Source organism: Methylobacterium sp. J-026 (genome assembly GCF_022829585.1).
Classification (GTDB): domain Bacteria; phylum Pseudomonadota; class Alphaproteobacteria; order Rhizobiales; family Beijerinckiaceae; genus Methylobacterium.
Genome location: NZ_JAKSYC010000158.1, coordinates 64650 through 87120 on the forward strand (window position 1 = coordinate 64650; position 22471 = coordinate 87120).

The 22471-nt window shown below is 71.0% G+C and carries 22 protein-coding genes; 21 read left to right on the plus strand and 1 reads right to left on the minus strand.

The features are described 5' to 3' along the window. Nucleotide 1: 1 nt before the first annotated feature. Entirely contained in the window at nt 2-1258 is a 1257-nt protein-coding gene (locus MKK69_RS15040) for a DUF2793 domain-containing protein (RefSeq protein WP_243968981.1), read from the plus strand. A 4-nt stretch (nt 1259-1262) separates the two neighbouring features. On the opposite strand, the gene MKK69_RS15045 is transcribed toward MKK69_RS15040, so the two are convergent. Next, on the minus strand, nt 1263-1817 hold the full coding sequence (locus MKK69_RS15045) for a GDSL-type esterase/lipase family protein (RefSeq protein WP_243968982.1): 555 nt from the start codon (nt 1815-1817) through the stop codon (nt 1263-1265). Between the two features lie 129 nt (nt 1818-1946). Between MKK69_RS15045 and MKK69_RS15050 the strand changes: the two genes are divergently transcribed. From MKK69_RS15050 to MKK69_RS15145, 20 genes are all read left to right on the plus strand, one after another. Next, nucleotides 1947-2456, plus strand: a complete 510-nt coding sequence (locus MKK69_RS15050) for a phage tail tip lysozyme (RefSeq protein WP_243968983.1) — start codon at nt 1947-1949, stop codon at nt 2454-2456. 59 nt (nt 2457-2515) lie between these two features. Beyond that, on the plus strand, nt 2516-3043 hold the full coding sequence (locus MKK69_RS15055) for a hypothetical protein (protein ID WP_243968986.1): 528 nt from the start codon (nt 2516-2518) through the stop codon (nt 3041-3043). A 37-nt stretch (nt 3044-3080) separates the two neighbouring features. Further along, on the plus strand, nt 3081-3440 hold the full coding sequence (locus MKK69_RS15060; protein ID WP_243968987.1) for a hypothetical protein: 360 nt from the start codon (nt 3081-3083) through the stop codon (nt 3438-3440). Between the two features lies 1 nt (nt 3441). After that, a complete protein-coding gene (locus MKK69_RS15065; RefSeq protein WP_243968990.1) occupies nt 3442-3663 on the plus strand; it encodes a hypothetical protein in 222 nt (73 codons plus the stop codon). Between the two features lie 189 nt (nt 3664-3852). Then, on the plus strand, nt 3853-4224 hold the full coding sequence (locus MKK69_RS15070; protein WP_243968992.1) for a PepSY domain-containing protein: 372 nt from the start codon (nt 3853-3855) through the stop codon (nt 4222-4224). A 35-nt stretch (nt 4225-4259) separates the two neighbouring features. Next, the gene (locus MKK69_RS15075) at nt 4260-4937 is read left to right on the plus strand and encodes a response regulator transcription factor (protein WP_243968994.1); all 678 of its coding nucleotides are present in this window, start codon (nt 4260-4262) and stop codon (nt 4935-4937) included. Next, on the plus strand, nt 4934-6091 hold the full coding sequence (locus tag MKK69_RS15080) for a 2-methylaconitate cis-trans isomerase PrpF family protein (protein ID WP_243968996.1): 1158 nt from the start codon (nt 4934-4936) through the stop codon (nt 6089-6091). The genes MKK69_RS15075 and MKK69_RS15080 overlap by 4 nt, the downstream gene beginning before the upstream one ends. 15 nt (nt 6092-6106) lie before the next feature. Beyond that, a complete protein-coding gene (locus MKK69_RS15085) occupies nt 6107-7525 on the plus strand; it encodes a sensor histidine kinase (RefSeq protein ID WP_243968998.1) in 1419 nt (472 codons plus the stop codon). A 166-nt stretch (nt 7526-7691) separates the two neighbouring features. Continuing rightward, nucleotides 7692-9182, plus strand: a complete 1491-nt coding sequence (gene ccmI, locus MKK69_RS15090) for a c-type cytochrome biogenesis protein CcmI (RefSeq protein WP_243969000.1) — start codon at nt 7692-7694, stop codon at nt 9180-9182. Between the two features lie 555 nt (nt 9183-9737). Next, on the plus strand, nt 9738-10313 hold the full coding sequence (locus MKK69_RS15095) for a GNAT family N-acetyltransferase (RefSeq protein WP_243969002.1): 576 nt from the start codon (nt 9738-9740) through the stop codon (nt 10311-10313). A 192-nt stretch (nt 10314-10505) separates the two neighbouring features. Next, complete coding sequence (gene ccmE, locus MKK69_RS15100) at nt 10506-11009, plus strand: cytochrome c maturation protein CcmE (protein ID WP_243969004.1); 504 nt, start codon at nt 10506-10508, stop codon at nt 11007-11009. A 10-nt stretch (nt 11010-11019) separates the two neighbouring features. After that, nucleotides 11020-13020, plus strand: coding sequence for a heme lyase CcmF/NrfE family subunit (locus tag MKK69_RS15105; RefSeq protein ID WP_243969006.1), 2001 nt, complete (start codon nt 11020-11022; stop codon nt 13018-13020). Nucleotides 13021-13121: 101 nt separating this feature from the next. Next, nucleotides 13122-13676, plus strand: a complete 555-nt coding sequence (locus MKK69_RS15110; RefSeq protein ID WP_409564815.1) for a cytochrome c-type biogenesis protein — start codon at nt 13122-13124, stop codon at nt 13674-13676. A gap of 97 nt (nt 13677-13773) precedes the next feature. After that, nucleotides 13774-14430 (plus strand): glutathione S-transferase family protein, encoded by a 657-nt coding sequence (locus MKK69_RS15115; RefSeq protein WP_243969008.1) that lies wholly within the window; start codon nt 13774-13776, stop codon nt 14428-14430. 316 nt (nt 14431-14746) lie between these two features. Next, the gene (locus tag MKK69_RS15120; protein ID WP_243969009.1) at nt 14747-15220 is read left to right on the plus strand and encodes a formate dehydrogenase subunit gamma; all 474 of its coding nucleotides are present in this window, start codon (nt 14747-14749) and stop codon (nt 15218-15220) included. Continuing rightward, nucleotides 15217-16776, plus strand: a complete 1560-nt coding sequence (locus MKK69_RS15125; protein ID WP_243969011.1) for a formate dehydrogenase beta subunit — start codon at nt 15217-15219, stop codon at nt 16774-16776. The genes MKK69_RS15120 and MKK69_RS15125 overlap by 4 nt, the downstream gene beginning before the upstream one ends. Before the next feature lie 9 nt (nt 16777-16785). Continuing rightward, nucleotides 16786-19647: a formate dehydrogenase subunit alpha gene (fdhF, locus tag MKK69_RS15130; RefSeq protein ID WP_243969013.1), complete on the plus strand. Its 2862-nt coding sequence runs from the start codon at nt 16786-16788 to the stop codon at nt 19645-19647. Between the two features lie 4 nt (nt 19648-19651). Next, nucleotides 19652-19945: a formate dehydrogenase subunit delta gene (locus tag MKK69_RS15135; RefSeq protein ID WP_243969015.1), complete on the plus strand. Its 294-nt coding sequence runs from the start codon at nt 19652-19654 to the stop codon at nt 19943-19945. Between the two features lie 566 nt (nt 19946-20511). Beyond that, nucleotides 20512-22173, plus strand: coding sequence for an OFA family MFS transporter (locus MKK69_RS15140; protein WP_243969017.1), 1662 nt, complete (start codon nt 20512-20514; stop codon nt 22171-22173). A 96-nt stretch (nt 22174-22269) separates the two neighbouring features. Further along, nucleotides 22270-22471, plus strand: a 202-nt coding sequence (locus tag MKK69_RS15145) for a LysR family transcriptional regulator (protein WP_243969019.1), incomplete at its 3' end; no start/stop codon positions are given.

A 22471-nucleotide genomic window follows, 5' to 3' on the forward strand; every position in this document is an offset into this window, starting at 1 on the left:
CATGTCCGACGCCACGCCCCATCTCGGCCTGCCGCTGATCGCCGCGAGCCAGGCCCAGAAGCACGTCACCCACAACGAGGCTCTGGGCCTCCTCGACGCGCTCGTGCAGCTCGCCTGCCTCGACAAGGACCTCACGGCGCCGCCGGCGAGCCCCGCCGAGGGCGACCGCTACCTCGTGGTCGCGGCCGATCCGGGGGGCGCCTGGGCGGGGCTCGGCGGACAGGTGGTGCGCTACGCCGACGGCGTCTGGACCGGCGCGGTCCCCCGGGCCGGCTGGTTCGCCTACCTGGTGGACGAGGCCGACCTCTACGTGTTCGACGGCGCGGCTTGGACGAGCTTCCGCCGCACGCTGACGGCGATCCAGAGCGTGAGCCGCCTCGGGATCAACACCGGGGCGGACAGCACCAACCGCCTCGCCGTCAAGTCGGATGCCGCGCTGCTCACCTGGGACGACGTCACGCCCGGCTCCGGCGACATGCGGATCGCCGTGAACAGGAAGGACGCCACCCGCGACGCCGCGCTGGTCTTCGAGACCGGCTACGCGGCCCGGGCGCTCCTGGGAACGCTCGGGAGCGACGACTTCGCCCTGAAGGTCTCGGCCGATGGGGCCGCCTTCGCCACCGCGCTCACCGCCGCGGCGAAGACCGGCGGGATCGACTTCGCCTCGACCGAGACCGCGCTCGCCGCCGCGGCCACCACGGAACTCGGCGGTACCGGCACCCGGCGGGTCCTCGTCACCGGCGCGGCCCGGATCACGAGTTTCGGCGCCGTGCCCGACCGCGAGCGGTTCGTGCGCTTCGCGGCCTCCGCGACGCTGGTCCACGATGCCGCGACGCTGGCGCTGCCGACCCGGGCCGACATCGTGACGGGGGCCGACGACACCTGCATCGCCACCTCGGACGCGGCGGGCCGTTGGCGCGTGCGCCATTACCAGCGCGCCGACGGGACGCCGCTGGCGGTCGGCGCGCAGACGCTCGCGGCCAACGGCTCCGTGCGGTTCGCGGGCGGGCTGATCCTGCAATGGGGGCTCGTCACCCCGTCCGATCCGCAGGCCGCGGTGTCGTTCAACCGCGCCTTTCCGAGCGGCTGCGTCGGCATCTGGACGCAGGCGGCCGCCAACGAGGACGGCGCCCTCTACGCCGCGCAGGTGACCGACCTCACGGTGACGGGGTTCACGATCCGCCTGCGCCGCGCCGCGTCCGGCTCGGTCTCGGGGGCGAAGAACGTCTCGATCTTCTGGCTGGCCCTGGGTTTCTGAGCCTTCAGCCGGGGTCGAGGGCCGCAAGCATCACGGGCTCGATCGCCGCGTAGCCGGCGGCGTTCAGGTGGATCCCGTCCTCGGTGAATGCGCGTCGCAGCGCCCCGGATTCGGTGGCGAGGGGGGCGTGATAGTCGATGAAGCGGGCGGCACCCGCGGTGCAGCAGGCGTGCAGCCACGCGTTCAGGGCGCGGATGCGCGCCGCCGGCCGCAATTCGGGACGCCACCCCCGGAAATCGCTCGGCATCACGGAGCCGATCGCGAGGGGCAGCCCGGCCTCGAACGCCATCCGCCCCATGTCCAGGATGTTCCCGGCGATCGCCCGGTCGGAGACCGGGCCGCCGATCGCCGCGATGTCGTTGATCCCGCACAGCAGATGGATCCCGCGCGCCCCCGCGGTGTCCCGGAGGAACCGCGCGCGGATCTGGCCGCTCGTCTCGCCCGGGACGCCCCGGGCCAGGAACCCGCGGTGCGCGAAGGTCTCGGGGCGCGCCAGGCCCCAGCCCGCGGTGATCGAGTCCCCGATGAATACCAGCGGCCGGTCCCGTCCGCGTCCCACGCCGTCCCCCTCCGCGCCGGTCCGCTCCGTCATCGCACGGGCGAGAACCGCGTCGCAACGCGCGCGGGAACCGAGACCGGGACGAGGCCCGAACCGGCGTCGAACCCGCCACCGAACGGAGAACCGCCCATGCCGAATGCCGCAGCGCAGAAGAACCCGGAGACTGGCTTCGCGGCCGAATGCCGTCGCCTCGGCCCCCGCCTGATGCGCGACCTCGGGCTCACCGACATCCAGGCCGCGGGGCTCCTGGGCAATCTCGGCCATGAGAGCGGGGGCTTCCGCCAGATCCAGGAGATCGCCCCCACCGTCCCGGATTCCCGCGGCGGCTGGGGCCTCGCCCAATGGACCGGCGCGCGGCGTGACGCCATGGAGGCATGGTGCCGGGCGCACGGCCTCGACCCCGCCGCCCGGGAGGCGAATTACCGCTATCTCTGTGCGGAATTGCGCACCGCCGAGGCCCCGGCGCTCGCCGCCCTGCGGGCCGCCGCGACCCTCGAAGCCGCTACCGAGACGGTGTGCCGTCGCTACGAGCGGCCGGGCATCGTCGCCCTGTCCAGCCGCCTGGGCTGGGCCCGCCGGGCGCTCGCGGCCCTGCGCGACCGTCCCGCCGGCACGACCGGCCCACACGGGCGGCGCTGAGCCCCCACAGGTTCCCGAGCCGGCCGGGTCCGCCGCGCGATCACCGATGGAGACCGATCATGACGCACCGCTTCCGCGCGGGGCTCGCCCTCGCCTGCGCGGCCTTCCCGGCCGCCCTCGTATCCCCGGCCCACGCCGCCGCGGCCGGCGTGACATTGCCCTGGGGCGACTGGCTGACCGCGCTGCTCCAGCCGGTCTCGGCGGTGCTCGTGCCGCTCGCCGCCGCCGCCGTGACCGCCGGCATCGCCCGGGTCGCCCCCTGGGCGGCCTCCGTGATGACCCGCGACCGGGTCGAGGCCGCGATCCGGGCCGGCGCCGAGTTCGGCCAGAACGCCGTGGCCGGCGCCGCCCGGGGCCGGACCGTCAGCGTCGATCTCGGCTCCGCGGTGGTCGCGGCCGGCGCCCGCCACGTCCTGGCCCATGCCCCCGCCCGCGTGGTCCGGACGGCCGGCGGGGCCGAGGGCGTCGCCGCCCGGATCTTCCGGGCCCTGCCCCTCGATCCCCAGGCGAGCGCGGCCAACGTCCTCGCCCCCGCGCTGCGGCAGCTGCGGGAGGCGGATCGCGCGCCGGCCGCGCGGCAGGGCTGAGGCCGGGCCGGTGCATCCTTCGGGGGAGATCGCGACCATGACGCATGTCCGCATCCCGCCCCGCAGGCGCGCCGGCCCTGTCGCCGAACCCTCCGAGGGCGAGGCCGGGCCCGGCCTCGCCCTCGGGGGCCGGGCGCGGGCGATCCGCTTCCCGCCGTTCTGGCACGCGTGGTTCGCCCGCCAGACCGAGGCGCGGCTCGCCGCCCTCGACGAGCTGGTCGACGCCCATGTCGAGCGGCGGGCGCTGCGCCGCTACCTCCGCCGGCTCAAGCACGCCACCGTGCTGGCCTTCCTCGCCGCGGCGGCGGTGGCGCACTGGTTCTCGGATCAGATCGCATGGCTCGCGGAGCGGATCCCCGCCCTGCGGGCCGTCTGGAACCTCGTCGCGGGAGGGTGAGATGGGACTGACCTTCGACCGGATCCTCGATCGCCTCTGGCTGGTCCTCGCCGGCGCGGCGGCCCTGGCCCTCGCGCTCCACGGGGGCGCAGAACTCGGGCTGCGCGGCTGGTCCTCCGGGGCGCCGGTCCAGACCGCCCAGGCGGCCGCCCCGGCCGCGCCCGGCCGCACGGACCGACCCGGCGCCGGGTGCCGGGACGGGGGCGCCGATCCGGTCCGCTGAGGCGGGCCGCGTCCTCCTCCGCGCGGGGGGCGGCGCCCGGGAACCGGGGGGCGCCTCGGCCGTAATGACGGCACCATGCCGTCCGCGATCCGCACGTCCGCACTCCGCCCGCCCGATGCGCCCGCCGCCGGAGGCCAACGGCTACGTATTCAGGGGGCATTCAGTGCCCTCGGCCCACATCTCCTGCCAATGCGCTACGCCATCGCCCTCGTCGCCATCAGCCTGACCGCCGCGGCCCTCGCCGCGGGCGGCCTCGGCTCCATGGCCGACGACGGCCCGGCCCCGCAGACCGGCGCCGTCTCGGGCTCGGCGCCGATGCGGATCGAGACCTGCCTGTCCCCCGCCGACATGCGCGAGGAGGTCGGCGAGCGGCGGGTGATCCCGCCCGTGGCGGCGATCCGGGCGGCCCGCTCGGTGATCCCCCGGGCCGAGATCCAGCGGGCGAGCCTGTGCCGGCACGACGACACCCTCGTGTACATGCTGACCGCCTTGCGCCGGGACGGGCATTTCGTGCACGTCATCGTCGATGCGCGCACCGGCAGCGTGGCGGGACAATATTGAGCGGGCGCCGAAACCGTCTCGGAGGGGAGTGAGCCGTGCGTCTGCTCGTCGTGGAAGATGACAAGGACATCAACCGGCAGGTGGTCTCCGCCCTGGAGGAGGCCGGTTACGTCGCCGACAAGGCCTATGACGGCGAGGAGGGCGGCTATCTCGGCGAGAGCGAACCCTACGACGCGATCATCCTCGACATGGGCCTGCCCAAGGCCGACGGGGTCACGGTGCTGCAGAAGTGGCGCCGGGCCGGGGTGAAGACGCCGGTGATCATCCTCACCGCCCGGGACCGCTGGTCCGACAAGGTCGACGGCTTCGATGCCGGCGCCGACGACTACGTGACCAAGCCGTTCCACATGGAGGAGCTGATGGCCCGGGTCCGCGCGCTCCTGCGCCGGGCCGCCGGCCACGCCTCCAGCCAGATCACCTGCGGGCCGGTCACCCTCGACACCCGCTCCGGCAAGGTCTTCGTCGACGGCGCCCAGGTGAAGCTGACCAGCCACGAATACCGTCTGCTCTCCTACCTGATGCACCATACCGGCCGGGTCGTCTCCCGGGCGGAACTCACCGAGCATCTCTACGACCAGGATTTCGACCGGGATTCCAACACCATCGAGGTGTTCGTCGGGCGCCTGCGCAAGAAGCTCGCGGTCGACCTGATCCAGACCGTGCGCGGCCTCGGCTACCTGGTCGATCCCAACCAGCCGCCGGTGCGGGTGTGACCGCGAGGCCGGTGCCCGGCACGCTGCCGGCCGTGTTCATGCGCGGCGGCACCAGCAAGGCGCTGATGCTGCACCGCCGGGACGTGCCGGGCGACCTCGCCGCCTGGGAGCCGGCCTTCCTGTCCGCCATGGATAGCCCCGACCCGTTCGGGCGCCAGCTCAACGGCATGGGCGGGGGCGTGTCGTCGGTGTCGAAGATCTGCGTGATCGAGCGCTCGGCGCGGCCGGAGGCCGATCTCGATTACACCTTCGTGCAGGTGGTGGTCCGCGAGGGGCGGATCGACCTGTCGGGCAATTGCGGCAACATGCTCGCGGCGGTGGGGCCGTTCGCGGTGGACGAGGGGCTCGTGCAGGTCGCGGACGGCCCGGTGTCCCTGCGGATCTACAACACCAACACCCGCAAGCTGATCGAGGCCGGCTTCGCGGTCCGGGACGGGCGGACCGTCTACCGGGGCGACCTCGCGATCCCCGGCGTCACCGGCACCGGGGCGCCGATCCGCCTCGACTTCGTTGATCCGGGCGGCGCCACCACCGGCCGGCTGCTCCCCACCGGCGTGGTCCGGCAAACCCTCGCCGTGCCCGGCCTCGGCCCGGTCGAGGCCTCGCTGGTGGACGCGGCCAATGCCTGCGTGTTCGTCCGCGCCGCCGATCTCGGATTGTCCGGGACCGAGCTGCCCGCCGCCCTGGAGGCGGTGCCGGGCCTCCTCGACCGGCTGGCGTGGATCCGCCGGGCCGCCTCGGTGGCGATGGGCATCGCCCCCGACCTCGAGGCCGCCGCGCGGATCGTCCACGTGCCGTTCGTGGGCCTCGTCGCGCCGCCGCGGGAGGCCGGCAGCCTGTCCGGTGAGCGCGTCAACGCCGGGGATGTCGATCTGACCGCCCGGGTGATCTCCAACGGCGTGCCGCACCAAGCCCTGCCGCTCACCGCCACCCTGTGCCTCGCGGTCGCCGCCCGGATCGACGGCAGCCTCGTCCACGAGGCCGCGCGCCCCACCGGCGCGGCCCTGCGGGTCGGCATGCCGTCGGGCATCCTCACCGCCGACGCCGCCGTGGCACGGGACGGGGACGGATGGCGGGCGGAGCGCGGTTCGTTCTTCCGCACCGCGCGGCCGCTGATGCGGGGGGCGGTGTACTATGATGCGCTGGCGCCCTAAGCGTCGGGCGTCCCCATGATCGACCTCATCGCCCTCTTCTCCCTGCGCCGCCGCTCCATCGCGGTGCGGCTGGCCGTGTCGGCGTTCCTGTCGAGCTCGGCGATCCTGCTGATCGCGGCCTGGATCCTCACGACCCTCTACCGGGAGAACACCGAGCGGTCCTTCGACAGCCGGCTCCTGGTCTTCGCCAACAACCTCGCCACCGATCTCGTCTCGCCCAACGACCCCGAGAGCCGGACCTTCTCGCTCGGCGATCCGCGCTTCGACCTGCCCCTGTCGGGCTGGTACTGGCAGGTCGGCAAGCCCGACGCGAAGCCCCGGGACGTGCGCACCTCCCGCTCCCTCGTCGGGGTGCCGCTGCCCGCGGCCACGGATTCGGACGGCAAGGTCGGGATCGGGCAGATCCGCCAGGGCTACGGCAAGGGCCAGGACGGGCGCCTCCTGCGCATCATGGAGCGCGACGTCGATCTCGGCGAGGAGGGCCGCTACACGGTGCGGGTCGCCGGGCCCGCCGACGAGATCGTCAACGACGTCGACCGGTTCCGCAATTCGCTGACCATCACCTTCGGCCTGCTCGGCCTGTCGCTGGCGCTCACTACCCTGCTGCAGATCCGGTTCGGCCTCGCGCCGCTCAAGAAGATGCGCGCGGCGCTCGGCGCGGTCCGCCGCGGCGAGGCCGACCGCATCACCGGCACCTACCCGCGCGACATCGCCCCGCTCACCGGCGAGGTGAATCTCCTGATCGAGACCAACCGGGAGATCCTGGAGCGCGCCCGCACCCAGGTCGGCAACCTCGCCCACGCCCTGAAGACACCGCTCTCGATCATCGTCAACGAGGTCGGCGCCTCGGACGCCCCGGAGGAACTGTCCCAGAAAATCCGCGAGCAGGCCGCGGTGATGCGCGACCAGGTAAACTATCACCTCGACCGCGCCCGCGCCGCCGCGCTCGCCGGGACGCTGGGCACCTCCACGGAGGTCGAGCCGGCCCTGGCCGGGCTCGTGCGGACGTTCGGAAAGATCTACCGGGACAAGGATATCGCCTACGACGTCCACGTGCCGCCGGGCCTGCGCTTCCGGGGGGAACGCCAGGATTTCGAGGAGATGGTCGGCAACCTCGTCGACAACGCCTCGAAATGGGCCCACGGCCGGGTGGCGATCCGCGCCGAGGCGGTGGCCAAGGACGATTATCCCCACCTTCTCGTCGCCATCGAGGATGACGGGCCCGGCCTGCCCCCGGAGGCGCGCCAGGCGGTGCTCGGCCGGGGGCGGCGGCTCGACGAATCCAAGCCCGGCTCCGGCCTCGGCCTGTCCATCGTGGCGGATCTCGCGACCCTCTATCGCGGGCGCTTCACCCTGGAGCAGGCGGCGCTCGGCGGCCTGCGGGCGGTGCTGGAGGTGCCGGGCGACGCACCGGTGGGGGCGGCAACCCTCTGACGCGGGCCGGGGCGATCGGAGACCTGACCCCTCGTCTCTGCCCCCTTGTCATCGCGCGGGAGTTGCGTGACACCGTGCCGCCGCCGGGGGGTGTCGTGGCGTCCCGCCGCCGGCTCCACATGGCGTGGGGAGGCGCGGGCCGGTCGGGCCCGCTGGCGAAGGTTCGATGACGGCGATCTGGTTCATCCTGGCGGCCATGACCGCGGCGGCCGTCCTCGGCCTGCTCTGGCCGATGTCGCGGCGCGCCGCCGTGCCGGCCGGCGAGGCGGGCGGGACCGCCATCGCCACCGAGACCGCCTTCTACGAGGATCAGATCGCCGAGATCGCCCGCGACTTGGAGCGCGGCCTGATCGCCCCCGAGGAGGCCGAGTCGGCCAAGGCCGAGGCGGCGCGCCGCCTGCTCCGGGCGAGCCGCGAGGCGCAGCTCGAGGCCGAGGATGCCGGGGCCGCCGAGGCGGCGCGTCCGGCCGAGCCGCGCCTGCGCCGGCGCCGGGCGGCCTCCGCCTTCGCGGTCTCCACCATCCCCCTCGTGGCGCTGATCGCCTACGGCCTCTACGGCTCCCCGGAACTGCCCGCCCAGACCCCCGCCGACCGCGCGGCCGCCCGCGGCGGCAGCGACGAGCTGATGAAGGCGGTGGGACAGATCGAGGCGCGGCTCGCCCGGGATCCGAACGATGTCCGCGGCTGGGCGGTGCTCGCCCCGGTCTACATGCGCACCGGCCGCTTCGACGACGCCGCCCGCGCCTACGCCAACATCGCCCGGTTGAAGGGCGAGACCGCCGACCTCCTCGCCGACCAGGGCGAGGCGCTGACGGCGGCGGCCGACGGCACCGTCTCGCCGGAGGCGAAAGCGCTGTTCGAGAAGGCGCAGGCCAAGGACCCGAACGCCCCCAAACCCCGCTTCTATCTCGCCCGGGCGGCCGAGCAGGCCGGTGATACAGGCGCGGCGATCCGCCAGCTCACCACCCTCGAAGCGTCGAGCCCGCCCGACGCCCCCTGGCTCGGGATCGTGCGCCAGACGCTCGCCCGCCTCAAGGGCGAGCCGCCGCCGCCGGCCGCGGCGCCGCAGGCCGCCCCGAAGATCCCGGCGGAGCAGCAGGCCGCGATCCGCGGCATGGTCGACGGGCTCGATGCCCGGCTCAAGAGCGGCGGCGGCACGCCGGACGAGTGGCTCCGGCTCGTCCGGTCCCGGGCGGTGCTCGGCGAGCCCGATCAGGCGGCCGCCGCCCTGACCCGCGCCCGCGCGGCCCTGGCCGGCGATCCGCAGGGTCTGGCCCAGGTCGAGCAGGGCGCCCGCGCCATCGGCCTCGATTGGGAGGGAGGCTCCGCCCGGCCGGCCGCTCCCGCCCCGCCCGGGCCGGCGGCCCAGGCCGAGACCGAGGCCGCGATGGCGGCCGTGCGCGCCATGCCGCAGGCGGAGCGCGACGCGGCCATCCGCGGCATGGTCGAGGGCCTCGACCGCCGCCTGGCCGCCCGGGGCGGCACCCCGGACGAGTGGCTGCGCCTCGTGCGCTCCTACAGCGCGCTGGGCGACCGCGACCAGGCGATCAAGACCCTGGACCGCGCCCGGATGGCGCTCGCCGCCAACGGCGAGGCGGTGGCGCGGCTCGATGGGCTCGCCCGGGAACTCGACCTGCCCGGCAAGCCCGATCCCTGACCCCGCGGCGGCGCGATCCTCCGCACGTGCCGCAGGTTGGATGCCCGCTGTGAAGCGTCGGTACGACGAGCCTCCGCCGTCCCGTCGAACACGGTCTGGGTTAAGACTTTCACGTCCTGTCGATGCTAGCGCATCGGTCTAGATATCGGAATCAGGACGATGCGCTAGGCCCCTGGTTTCGCATCGTCTTTTGCCGAAAGCCGGAAACCGCCTTTCGGGGTGATGCTCCACGGCTTGCGATATCGAGACCTTGAATCCAAGTCGGTGAACATCCCGCCCAAACAGCCGCATTGCATGCCCCTTCAGGCTTCGAGTCGCTGTGCTCGGGGATTGTAGGGGTGTGGCGGCCACGATAGATGATGCGGGCCCTACCAGAGGAGAAGCCTATGGCTGTCCTGTCCCGCGATTTCGGGGGGATGAAGTTGTCTGGCCGCGAAGCGGAAACGTTTGTGCGCCAAGTGGCGTCGAGCGAGACGCTGCAAGTCGTCCTGGCCTCTCTCGAACGAGGCCGTAGACTGCACAGATTGATGGCCGAACAGAGCAAGGTCACTGTCGATGCAGGGCACAGAGGGCACGGCAAATAGCGCGCCGCCATACATCATCAGAACGATTCAGAAAGGGGATTGCAAATTACCCTTCGCACTTGCTGGAAAACAGCATGAGTCGCTGAAAATTTATTTCCGAAAGGATTCCGAGCGTGCTCGTCGGGAGCTGATCACCCAGACATACGTGGCTGTTCCAAAAAATTCTATTATTAGCTGTATATTGGGCTACATTAGCCTCATGAGCGCGGAAATCGCCTTCGCTGGGACATATTCCATACCCGATAAGCCGCGTGCTGATCGCTATCCTACCCAGCCGGCCATCCGAATCGCGCGTCTGGCCGTGGCGGATGGTGCCCGCGGATGCGGGGTCGGCAGGGACTTGCTATCCCTGTCCATATCGATTGCGATAGACCACGTTTGCGCCAGTGTAGGATGTCGCTTCCTCATCACGAATGCGAAACCGGAGTCGGTCGGCTTCTACGGCAAGTACGGGTTCGCACTGCTGGATACGGATGAAAACCGTGCGTCGATTGCGCCCATCATGTGGCTCGATTTGCGTCCCTACGTCGCGACGATCGGCGGCTGAGAGCATCAAGACGTCATACTGGCATCTCCGCGTAACGCGGCAGTGCGGCGCACGACGGCCGATACGACAATCGGTCCCGATGCCTGCCCTTGACCCACGCCGCTGCGGGGTCGACACCCTGATGCGATAGAATGAGAACGGTTCGGGTCTGGGCGGCGATCCGCCCGCCGGATCCCCTGGGGTGGACGTAACGTGACGCGAAAGAGCCGCCGCCTGATCCTGATCGCCGCCTGCGGCAGCGTGCTCGCCCTGGCCGTGGGGCTGATCCTGTTCGCCATGAGCGGGTCGATCGTGTTCTTCCGCTCGCCCTCCGACATCGCCCTCCAGGGCATCGCGCCGGGCACCCGGCTGCGGCTCGGTGGCCTCGTGAAGGACGGATCGCTCAAGCGCGGGCCCGACCAGACGGTGGATTTTTCCGTGACCGACACCAACGCCACCGTCGAGGTCCAGTACAAGGGTCTGCTGCCGGACCTGTTCCGCGAGGGGCAGGGCGTGGTGGCCGAGGGCATGCTGGAGCCGGGCGGACGGTTCCGGGCCGACACCGTCCTGGCCAAGCACGACGAATCGTACATGCCCCGGGAGGTCGCCGACGCGCTCAAGGCGCAGGGGCGCTGGCAGGAGGGCGGCAGCAACGGAAGCCCGAAGGCCGTCACCGCGTCGACCGAAAAAACCCTCGGCCCCCGCAGCGAGCGGTAAGAGACCCCGCATGATCGTCGAGACCGGCCATTTCGCGCTCGCGCTCGCGCTCGCGATCTCCCTCGTCCAGACGGTGATGCCCGTCTGGGCGGCGCGATCGGGGGACCCGGCGCTCCGCCAGACCGCCTCGCAGGCGGCGCTCGGGGCCTTCGCCTGCGTGCTGTTCGCCTTCGCGGCGCTCACATATGCGCACGTCACCTCGGACTTCTCGGTCCAGAACGTCGTCGAGAACTCGCACACGCAGAAGCCGCTGATCTACAAGATCTCCGGCGTCTGGGGGAACCACGAGGGCTCGATGCTCCTCTGGGTCCTGATCCTCACCCTGTTCGGCGCCTGCGTGGCGGTGGCGAGGAATTCCGTGCCGCCGCGCCTGCGCGCCAACACCCTGGGCGTGCAGGGCCTGATCACCGCGGTGTTCGTGCTGTTCATCATCACGACCTCGAACCCGTTCAGCCGCGTGATCCCGGCGCCGCTGGAGGGCAACGACCTCAACCCGCTGCTGCAGGATCCCGGCCTCGCGATCCACCCGCCGCTCCTCTACATCGGCTATGTCGGCTTCTCGATCAGCTTCGCCTTCGCGGTCGCCGCGCTGATCGACGGGCGGATCGACGCTGTCTGGGCGCGCGCGGTGCGGCCCTGGACGCTCACCGCGTGGTGCTTCCTGACGCTGGGCATCGCGATGGGCTCGTACTGGGCCTATTACGAACTCGGCTGGGGCGGCTGGTGGTTCTGGGACCCCGTCGAGAACGCCTCCCTGATGCCGTGGATCGCCGGCACGGCGCTGCTGCACTCCACCGTAGTGATGGAGAAGCGCGACGCCCTGAAGGTCTGGACGGTGCTGCTCGCGATCCTGACCTTCTCGCTCTCGCTGATCGGGACCTTCCTGGTCCGCTCGGGCGTCATCACCTCGGTCCATTCCTTCGCCACCGACCCGACCCGGGGCGTCTTCATCCTGGCGATCCTGATCCTGTTCATCGGCGGCTCGCTGACCCTGTTCGCGTGGCGGGCGCCGCTGCTGCGCCAGGGGGGTCTGTTCGCGCCGATCTCCCGGGAGGGCTCGCTGGTCCTCAACAATCTCTTTCTCGTGGCGGGCTGCGCCACCGTGCTGGTCGGGACCCTGTACCCGCTGCTGCTGGAGATGCTGACCGGGGAAAAGATCACGGTCGGTCCGCCCTTCTTCAACGCCACCTTCGTGCCGCTGGCGATCCCGCTCCTGCTGATCGTGCCGTTCGGACAGGCCCTGGCCTGGAAGCGTGGCGACGTGCTCGCCGCCGCGCAGCGCCTGTTCGCCGCCCTGGCGGTGGCCCTGGCGATCGGCTTCGCAGTCTTGGCCCTGACCTGGGGCGGGCCGGTGATGGCGCCGGTCGGCATCGGACTCGGCGCCTATCTGCTGATCGGCTCCGCCCTGGAGATCGTCTCCCGCGCCCTGGGCTACGGGGCGAGCCGGGCGCGCTCCCTCGGCCAGATCGGACGCCGCGCCGCGGGCCTCCCGCGCTCGGCCTGGGGCACCGCGCTCGCCCATGCTGGCGTCGGCGTGGTGGTGATCGGCATCGCCGCCCAGGGCTGGGCGACCGAGGGGCTGGCGACCCTCAAGCCCGGCCAGACTCTGGTATCGGGACCCTACGTGGCGACCCTCGACAGGGTCGGACCCCGCCAGGGCCCGAACTACGAGGAGGCCGCCGCCACCCTCACGATCCGGACGCGCGCCGGCGACGAGGTCGGGCAGGTGGAGACCGGCAAGCGCTTCTACCCGAGCCGCAAGATGGCGGTGACGGAATCGGGCCTGCTGACGATCGGCGTGAGCCAGGTCTATGCCAGCCTCGGCGAGATGGGCCAGGACGGCGGCGTCGGCCTGCGCCTCTACTACAAGCCGCTGGTGCTGCTGATCTGGCTCGGCGCCGTGGTCATGGCCCTGGGCGGCGGCCTCTCGCTGACCGACCGGCGGATGCGCGTGGGCGTCCCCGCCAAGGCGAAGGCCCGGCCTCTCCCCGCCGCGGTGCCGGCCGAGTGAGGGCGGACATGATGGCCGACGCGGTTTTCCCTCCCCCCTCTGCGGGGGAGGGTGGGCCGGCCGTCTGGCCGGGTCGGGAGAGGGGAGCGCCGTATCCGGAGATGTCGCACCGGAAGCCTCATCCTGTACCGTCGCGCTGCCCCTCTCCCCCCCTGCTTCGCCGGGTACCCTCCCCCGCGGAGGGGGGAGGGAAGAGCGCGCGGGTCCGTCTCGCTTTCGCGGTCTTTGCGGCCCTCGCGCTCATCACCCCCGCCCACGCGGTCCAGCCCGACGAGGTGCTGAAGGACTCCGCCCTGGAGCACCGGGCCCGGGAGATCTCCGCCGAGCTGCGCTGCCTCGTCTGCCAGAACCAGTCGATCGACGATTCCGACGCGCCGCTGGCCAAGGATCTGCGCCTGATCGTGCGCGAGCGCCTGCAGACGGGCGACAGCGACCGGGCGGTGCTGGACTACGTCGTCGCGCGCTACGGCGAGTTCGTATTGCTGCGGCCGGTCTTCGCCCTGCACACGCTGCTGCTGTGGCTGACGCCGGTGCTGGCGGTCCTGCTCGGCGGCTTCGGCCTCTGGCGCCTCGCCCGCCGCCGGCCGGCCGCGCCGGTCCGGACCCTGTCGCCCGCCGAGGAGGCGGAGGTCGCCGCGCTGCTGCGGCGGGAGTAGACTCGGGCCGGGTCGCGATTCGCCGGCATCGGGCGGCACAAGTCTTGGATCGGGGATCGCAGACCGCAGGATCGGCGACGTGCCCGGGGGCAGGACGATGACGGCTGCTACGCTCACCATCTCGAGCCGCAACTACTCCTCCTGGTCCCTGCGGGGTTGGCTGATCTGCCGGATGGCCGGGCTCGATTTCCACACGGAGGTCCTGTCCGGCGCCGATGCCGGCAGCCGGGCGGAGTTGCTGCACCTGTCGCCGTCCTTCCTCGTGCCGCGCCTGCGCCACGGCGACGTGGTCGTCTGGGACACGCTGGCCATCGCCGAATATCTTGCCGAGACCTTCCCGGAGGCCGGCTTCCTGCCCGGCAGCGTCGCGGAGCGGGCCCATTGCCGCTCGATTTCCGGCGAGATGCATTCCGGCTTCGTGAACCTGCGCTCGGCCCTGCCGATGAACCTGCGCGCCTTCCACCCGGGCTTCCGGGTATTCAACGGCGCGAAGGCCGATATCGACCGCATCTGCACGATCTTCGACGATTGCCTCGACCGCTACGAGGGGCCGTACCTGTTCGGCGCCCGGCCCGGCCTGGCCGATGCCCTGTACGCCCCGGTCTGCACCCGCTTCCGCACCTACGACGTCGCTCTGCCGCCCCGCGCCGCCGCCTATCGCGACACGATCCTGCACTGGCCGCTGATGGTCGAGTGGGCCGAGGCCGCCGCCGACGAGCCGGACGAGATCGAAGAGCTGGAAATGGAGTTCTGAACCGGCGGCCCGATGGGCGCGACCCGGGGCGCTCCCGGTGCGTGCAGCGTCACCGCGGGACGGCGAGCTTCCGGGGCAGCATGCAATTTCTTGCAGGGCACAAAGCCTTGTTGCGGTGCAAGAACGTTTCTCCGGCAGTAGGCCGGTTCTAAGAACGCGTTCTGTGACAGCCATTTACCGACGCCCTTGCTGCGACCGTACGGCAGGTGACAGTTCGACAGGCGTCCTTTGTCGAGCGACCGGACAGCACGATTGAAGCCGACCGGCATTTCTGTTCCTCTTTGCATTAGAAAAGGAACAGACTGGGTTGGAAATCATGGCGCGTCACGAGCCCTGGAGCGCGGAACGCGCCACCGGGATCATCGCCGAACATACCCATCTCGAAGGGGCGACGCTGCCGATCCTGCACGCGCTGCAGGAGACCTTCGGCTACGTCGACCAGGGGGCCGTGCCGCTGATCGCGGAGGCGCTGAACCTGTCGCGCGCCGAGGTGCATGGCTGCGTCACCTTCTACCACGACTTCCGCGCGCATCCGGCCGGCCGCCACGAGGTGAAGCTGTGCCGGGCCGAGGCCTGCCAGGCCATGGGTTCGGACAAGCTCCACCGGGAGATCCTCGGCCGCCTCGGCTGCGGCTGGCACGAAACCACCGCCGATGGCGGCGCCACGGTCGAGCCGGTCTACTGCCTCGGCCTCTGCGCCAACGGCCCCGCCGCTTTGGTGGACGGTGAGCCCCTGGCGCACCTGACCGCCGACGCCCTCGAAGCTGCCCTGACGGAGGTGCGCCAGTGAGCGTCACGCTCTACGTTCCCCGCGACGCCGTCGCCCTCGGCCTCGGCGCCAACAAGGTCGCCCGCGCCCTGTTCGCCGGCGCCGAGCGCCGCGGCCTCGACGTCACCATCGTGCGCACCGGCTCCCGGGGCCTGACCTGGCTGGAGCCGATGGTCGAGGTCGGCACGCCGGAGGGGCGGATCGCCTACGGCCCGGTGAAGATCGAGGACGTCGACGCCCTGCTCGACGCCGGTCTGACCACGGGCGGCGACCACGCCCTGCGCCTCGGCGACCCCGAAAAGATCCCCTACCTCGCCCGGCAGCAGCGCCTGACCTTCCACCGCTGCGGCGTGATCGATCCGGTCTCCGTGGACGATTACCGGGCCCATGGCGGCTATCGCGGCCTCGAGGCCGCGCTGAAACTCGACGCCGAGGGCATCGTCGCGGCGGTGCGCGAGTCCGGCCTGCGCGGCCGGGGCGGCGCCGGCTTCCCGGCGGGCATCAAGTGGAACACGGTGATGCTCGCCAAGGGCGAGCAGAAATACGTCGTCTGCAACGCCGACGAGGGCGATTCCGGCACCTTCGCCGACCGGATGATGATGGAGGGCGACCCCTTCAACCTCATCGAGGGCATGACCATCGCCGGGATCGCGACCGGCGCCACCCGCGGCTACATCTACCTGCGCTCGGAGTATCCGCAGGCGTTCGCGACGCTGAAGGAAGCGATCGCCAACGGTATCAACGCCGGCGTTCTCGGCGACGACATCCTGGGTTCGGGTAAAAAATTCCACCTGGAGGTGCGGCTTGGAGCCGGCGCCTATATCTGCGGTGAGGAGACCTCGCTGCTGGAGAGCCTGGAGGGCAAGCGCGGCATCGTCCGGGCCAAGCCGCCGATCCCGGCGCTCAAGGGTTTTCTGGGCAAGCCGACGCTGGTCAACAACGTCATGACCTTCACGGCCGTGCCGTGGATCCTGGAGCATGGCGCCCAGGCCTATGCCGATTACGGCATGGGCCGCTCCCTCGGCACCCTGCCGATCCAGCTCGCCGGCAACGTCAAGCACGGCGGCCTGATCGAGATGGCCTTCGGCATCACCCTGCGGCAGGTGATCGAGGAGTTCGGCGGCGGCACCCGATCGGGCCGGCCGGTCCGGGCCGTGCAGGTCGGCGGGCCGCTCGGGGCCTACTTCCCCGATCACCTGCTCGACACGCCGCTGGATTACGAGGCGATGGCGGCCCAGAAGGGCCTCGTCGGCCATGGCGGCATCGTCGTGTTCGACGACACCGTCGACATGGCGAGCCAGGCCCGCTTCGCCTTCGAGTTCTGCGCGACCGAGTCGTGCGGCAAGTGCACCCCGTGCCGCATCGGCGCGACCCGGGGCGTCGAGACGATGGACAAGGTGATCGCCGGCATTCGGCCGGAGGCGAACCTGAAGCTGGTCGCGGACCTCTGCGAGGTCATGACCGACGGGTCGCTCTGCGCCATGGGTGGGCTCACGCCGATGCCCGTGATGAGCGCGATCACCCACTTTCCCGAGGATTTTCGCCGCGCGGGCTCGCTGCCTGCGGCGGCCGAGTGAGGTAGCGCCATGGCCCTCATCAAAGAGATCGACTACGGCACGCCGATCCGCGTCGCGGAGCAGACCGTCACCCTGACGATCGACGGCATGAGCGTGACGGTTCCGGCCGGCACCTCGGTGATGGCGGCGGCGATGCATGCCGGCACGCAGATCCCGAAGCTCTGCGCCACCGACTCGCTGGAGCCCTTCGGCTCCTGCCGCCTCTGCCTCGTGGAGATCGAGGGACGGCGCGGCACGCCGGCCTCGTGCACGACGCCGGCCGAGAACGGCATGGTGGTGCACACGCAGAACGAGAAGCTCGCCAAGCTCCGCAAGGGCGTGATGGAGCTCTACATCTCCGATCACCCGCTGACCTGCCTGACCTGCGCGGCCAACGGCGATTGCGAGCTGCAGGACATGGCGGGCGTCGTCGGCCTGCGCGACGTGCGCTACGGCTACGAGGGCGACAACCACGTCGCCCCGACCGCGGAAAAATACCTGCCGAAGGACGAGTCGAACCCGTACTTCACCTACGACCCGTCGAAGTGCATCGTCTGCAACCGCTGCGTCCGCGCCTGCGAGGAGGTGCAGGGCACCTTCGCGCTGACCATCGCGGGGCGCGGCTTCGACAGCCGCGTGGCGGCCGGCCCGACCAACTTTTTCGAATCCGAGTGTGTCTCGTGCGGCGCCTGCGTGCAGGCCTGCCCGACCGCGACGCTCCAGGAAAAATCGATCCACGAATTCGGCCAGCCCGAGCACGCGGAGGTCACGACCTGCGCCTATTGTGGCGTCGGCTGCTCGTTCAAGGCCGAGATGCAGGGCGAGCGCGTCGTCCGCATGGTCCCCTACAAGGGCGGCAAGGCCAACGAGGGCCATAGCTGCGTCAAGGGCCGCTTCGCCTACGGCTACGCCACCCACAAGGACCGCATCACCAAGCCGATGATCCGCGAGAAGATCACCGATCCGTGGCGCGAGGTTTCTTGGGAAGAAGCCATCGACCGGGCGGCGAGCGAGTTCAAACGCATCCAGGCGACATACGGAAAAGATTCGGTCGGCGGCATCACCTCGTCGCGCTGCACCAACGAGGAGGCCTACCTCGTCCAGAAGCTCGTGCGCGCCGCCTTCGGCAACAACAACGTCGATACCTGCGCCCGCGTCTGCCATTCGCCGACCGGCTACGGCCTGATGTCGACGCTCGGCACCTCCGCCGGCACCCAGGACTTCAAGTCGGTCGAGAATTCCGACGTGATCCTGGTGATCGGCGCCAACCCGACCGATGGCCACCCGGTCTTCGGCTCGCGGATGAAGAAGCGCCTCCGGCAAGGGGCAAAGCTCATCGTCGCGGACCCGCGCAAGATCGACCTCGTGAAGTCGCCCCACATCAAGGCCGACTTCCACCTGCCGCTGAAGCCCGGCTCCAACGTCGCCTTCATCAATTCGCTGGCGCACGTGATCGTCACCGAGGGCCTGGTCGACGAGGCCTATATCCGCGAGCGCTGCGACCTCGCCGAGTTCGAGTCCTGGGCTCGGTTCATCGCCGAGGACCGCCACTCCCCGGAGAACCAGCAGCAATTCACCGGCCTCGACCCGGCGGAGGTCCGCGGGGCGGCCCGGCTCTACGCCACGGGCGGCGCGGCCGGTATCTACTACGGCCTCGGCGTCACCGAGCACAGCCAGGGCTCGACCATGGTCATGGGCATGGCCAACATCGCCATGGCCACCGGCAACATCGGCAAGCTCGGCGCCGGCGTGAACCCTCTGCGCGGCCAGAACAACGTCCAGGGCTCCTGCGACATGGGCTCGTTCCCGCACGAGCTCACCGGCTACCGCCACGTCTCGGACGACGCCACCCGCGAGAGCTTCGAGGCCCTGTGGGGCGCCAAGCTCGACGGCGCGCCGGGCCTGCGCATCACCAACATGCTGGACGAGGCGGTCGAGGGCTCGTTCAAGGGGATGTACATCCAGGGCGAGGACATCGCCCAGTCCGACCCCGACACGCACCACGTCACCGCGGGCCTGATGGCGATGGAGTGCATCGTCATCCAGGACCTGTTCCTGAACGAGACCGCCAAATACGCCCACGTGTTCCTGCCGGGCGCCTCGTTCCTCGAGAAGGACGGCACCTTCACCAACGCCGAGCGCCGCATCTCGCGGGTCCGCAAGGTCATGGCGCCGCTCGGCGGCTACGGCGACTGGGAGGGCACGGTGCTGCTCTCCAACGCGCTGGGCTACAAGATGGAATACAGCCACCCGTCCGAGATCATGGACGAGATCGCCGGCCTGACGCCGAGCTTCACCGGCGTGTCCTACGCCAAGCTCGACGAACTCGGGTCGGTGCAGTGGCCCTGCAACGAGAAGGCGCCGCTGGGCACGCCCATGATGCACGTGGACCGGTTCGTCCGCGGCAAGGGCCGGTTCATGATCACCGAGTTCGTGGCCACCGAGGAGCGGACGGGGGCGAAGTTCCCGCTGATCCTCACCACGGGCCGGATCCTGTCCCAGTACAATGTCGGCGCGCAGACGAGGCGCACCGAGAACTCGCGCTGGCACGAGGAGGACGTGCTGGAGATCCACCCGTTCGACGCCGAGCTGCGCGGCGTCGTGGACGGCGACCTCGTGTCCCTGGAGAGCCGCTCGGGCGACATCGCGTTGAAGGCCAAGGTCTCGGAACGGATGCAGCCCGGCGTGGTCTACACGACCTTCCACCACGCCAAGACCGGCGCCAACGTCATCACCACCGACTTCTCGGATTGGGCGACCAACTGCCCCGAATACAAGGTGACGGCGGTACAGGTCCGGCGGACCAACCGGCCGTCCGACTGGCAGGCGCAGTTCTACGAGGAGGATTTCTCGCTGACGCGCATCGCCCAGCGCCTCGACGCGGCGGAGTGAGGCGATGAGCGCGCAGACCCAGGAGGACAAGCTCCTCCGCATGGCCAACCAGATCGCCACCTTCTTCCGGTCCTACCCGGAGGAGGAGGCGGTGGCCGGAATACACAAGCACATCGTGGCCTTCTGGACGCCCAAGATGGTCTCGAGGCTCGAAGCCGCCCTGCCGGCGATGGGCGACCGGGCCGACGACCTGGTGCAGCGGGCCCTGCGCGGCGCCGAGCCCCAGGCCGAGAGCCCGGTGCGCTCGGCGACCCGCGACCCGCAGAAGCTCGGCGAAGGCGCCAGCGACGCCGGCTGACGCGGCCGGCAAAGACGTCACGGCGTGGTTTTGATCGCGACCCCGGTGCCCGGATCCTGCGGGCGCCGGGGCTTTTTTATCGTGCCGGCGCGTAGGGAACGCTTCGGCTGCCGGTCTCGCATGAAGGGCTGACCCGATATGCGGGAGCCCAGGGTCCACGGCACGAATCGAGACGGCTCGGATCGGCTGTCCAGCCCTCGACCTCATCCTGAGGTGTCGGAGCGTGGCGCAGGCCTCGAAGGAGCCCTCCACACGCCACGGCAATCCCTGGGGCCCTCCGTCGAGCCCCGCTGACGCGGTCACCTCAGGATGAGGAGGGGAGACGGGACTCGTCCGGTCGCCGCTTTACCGGTCGCTGGCGTGTGCTGTGGCGGGGCCTTCGAGGTCGCGGCAGACCGCGGGCTCCCCCTCGGGCAATCTTCGGCGCGCAGCGGTTCGCCTACAGATTGCGCAGTTTGAGAGGAAATCTGTCCACTCAGCGTGCATCGCGCTAGCACCGTGTACACAGATCGCGCATCCTGCGGCATCGAGCGGTCCATCGACGTGATCGCCGCGGGGAGTGAATCATGGGTGCTGGAGTGGCGGGTGTGGTCGCACCCGGCGATACGCCGGGTCTGCTGTCGCGGGAGCGGATCGTCGCCAAGCCGGGCTTCAACCGGTGGCTGGTGCCGCCGGCGGCGCTGGCGATCCATCTCTGCATCGGCATGGCCTACGGCCTGTCGGTGTTCTGGCTGCCGCTGACCCGGGCGCTCTCGGTCGGCAAGCCCGCGCCGGCCGCCTGTCCCGACATGGGCGTGATGACCGCCCTGTTCACCACCACCTGCGACTGGCGCGTCAGCGACCTCGTCACGGTCTTCTCGATCGGCATCGTCGTCCTCGGCCTGTCTGCGGCCCTGTTCGGCGGGTGGCTGGAACGGGCCGGCCCGCGCAAGGCCGGCATCGTGGCAGCCCTGTGCTGGGGCGGCGGCTTCCTGATCGGCGCCCTTGGCGTCTACCTCCACCAGCTCTGGCTGGTCTGGCTCGGCATGGGCCTGATCGGCGGCATCGGGCTCGGCCTCGGCTACATCTCGCCGGTCTCGACGCTGATCAAGTGGTTCCCCGACCGCCGCGGCATGGCCACCGGCATGGCGATCATGGGCTTCGGCGGCGGCGCGATGATCGGCTCCCCGCTGGCCGACGGCCTGATCAAGACGTTTCGCAGCCCCGATTCAGTCGGGGTCTGGCAGACGCTGGCCGTGATGGGCCTGGGCTACGTCGTGTTCATGCTGGGCGGCGCCTTCGGCTACCGGGTGCCGCCGGCCGGATGGCGCCCGGACGACTGGACACCGGCCGCCTCCAAGAGCGCCATGATCGCCTCGGGCCACGTTCATCTTCGGGACGCGCACAGGACCCTGCAGTTCTGGATGATCTGGCTGGTCCTGTGCCTCAACGTGTCCGCCGGCATCGGCGTCCTGGCGCTCGCCTCGCCGATGCTCCAGGAGATCTTCGGGGGCTCGCTGATCGGCCTGCCGGGCACCGGCTTCGCGGCGCTTGATCCCGGCCAGAAGGCGCAGGTCGCGGCGATCGCGGCCGGCTTCGTCGGGCTGCTGTCCCTGTTCAACATCCTGGGCCGGTTCTTCTGGGCCTCCATGTCGGACCGGATCGGCCGCAAGCTGACCTACGCGACCTTCTTCGCGCTGGGCGGCCTGCTCTACGCGGCCGCGCCCTGGGCGGCGGGGATCGGCTCGCAGGCCCTGTTCGTGGGGATCTTCTGCGTGATCCTGTCCATGTATGGCGGCGGCTTCGCCACGGTCCCGGCCTATCTCGCCGACGTGTTCGGCACGCAGTTCGTGGGCGCGATCCACGGCCGCCTGCTGACCGCGTGGTCGACGGCGGGCATCGTCGGGCCGTTCGTGATCACCAAGATCCGCGAGGCCCAGGCGGCGGCCGGCGTCCAGGGCGCGGATCTCTACGGGCGGACCATGTACGTGCTCGCCGGCTTCCTCGCCGTCGGCTTCGTCTGCAACCTGCTCGTCCGCCCGCTGGCCAGCCGGTGGTTCATGTCCGATTCGGAGCGCGCCACCCTCGACGTCCGCGCCGGCGCCGCGGCGGCCGGGCCGTCCGGTTCCTTCGGCATCGGCCGCGGCGGGTTCTCCCCGGCGGCCGCCCTGGCCTGGGCCGTGGTCGGCATCCCGATCGTCTGGGGCATCGGCATCACCCTATCGAAGGCGTTCATCCTGTTCCGCTGAGCGCCCGGATCCGCCGCCTGTTGTGGCTCGGGCGGCGGGTCGCTACCCTCCGGCGTGCTGCGCCGTGCCGGCCTGCGCCGTTCGGAATGCCTCTTGGTGATCGACAAGCTGGACTTCCTGCTCGCGCTCGCCCGCGAGCAGCATTTCGGCCATGCCGCCGAGGCCTGCGGGGTGACCCAGCAGACCCTGTCGGCTGGCGTGAAGCAGCTGGAGAACCGCTTCGGCGTCCAGCTCGTGCTGCGCGGCTCGCGCTTCCAGGGCTTCACCCCCGAGGGCGAGCGGGTCCTCGCATGGGCGC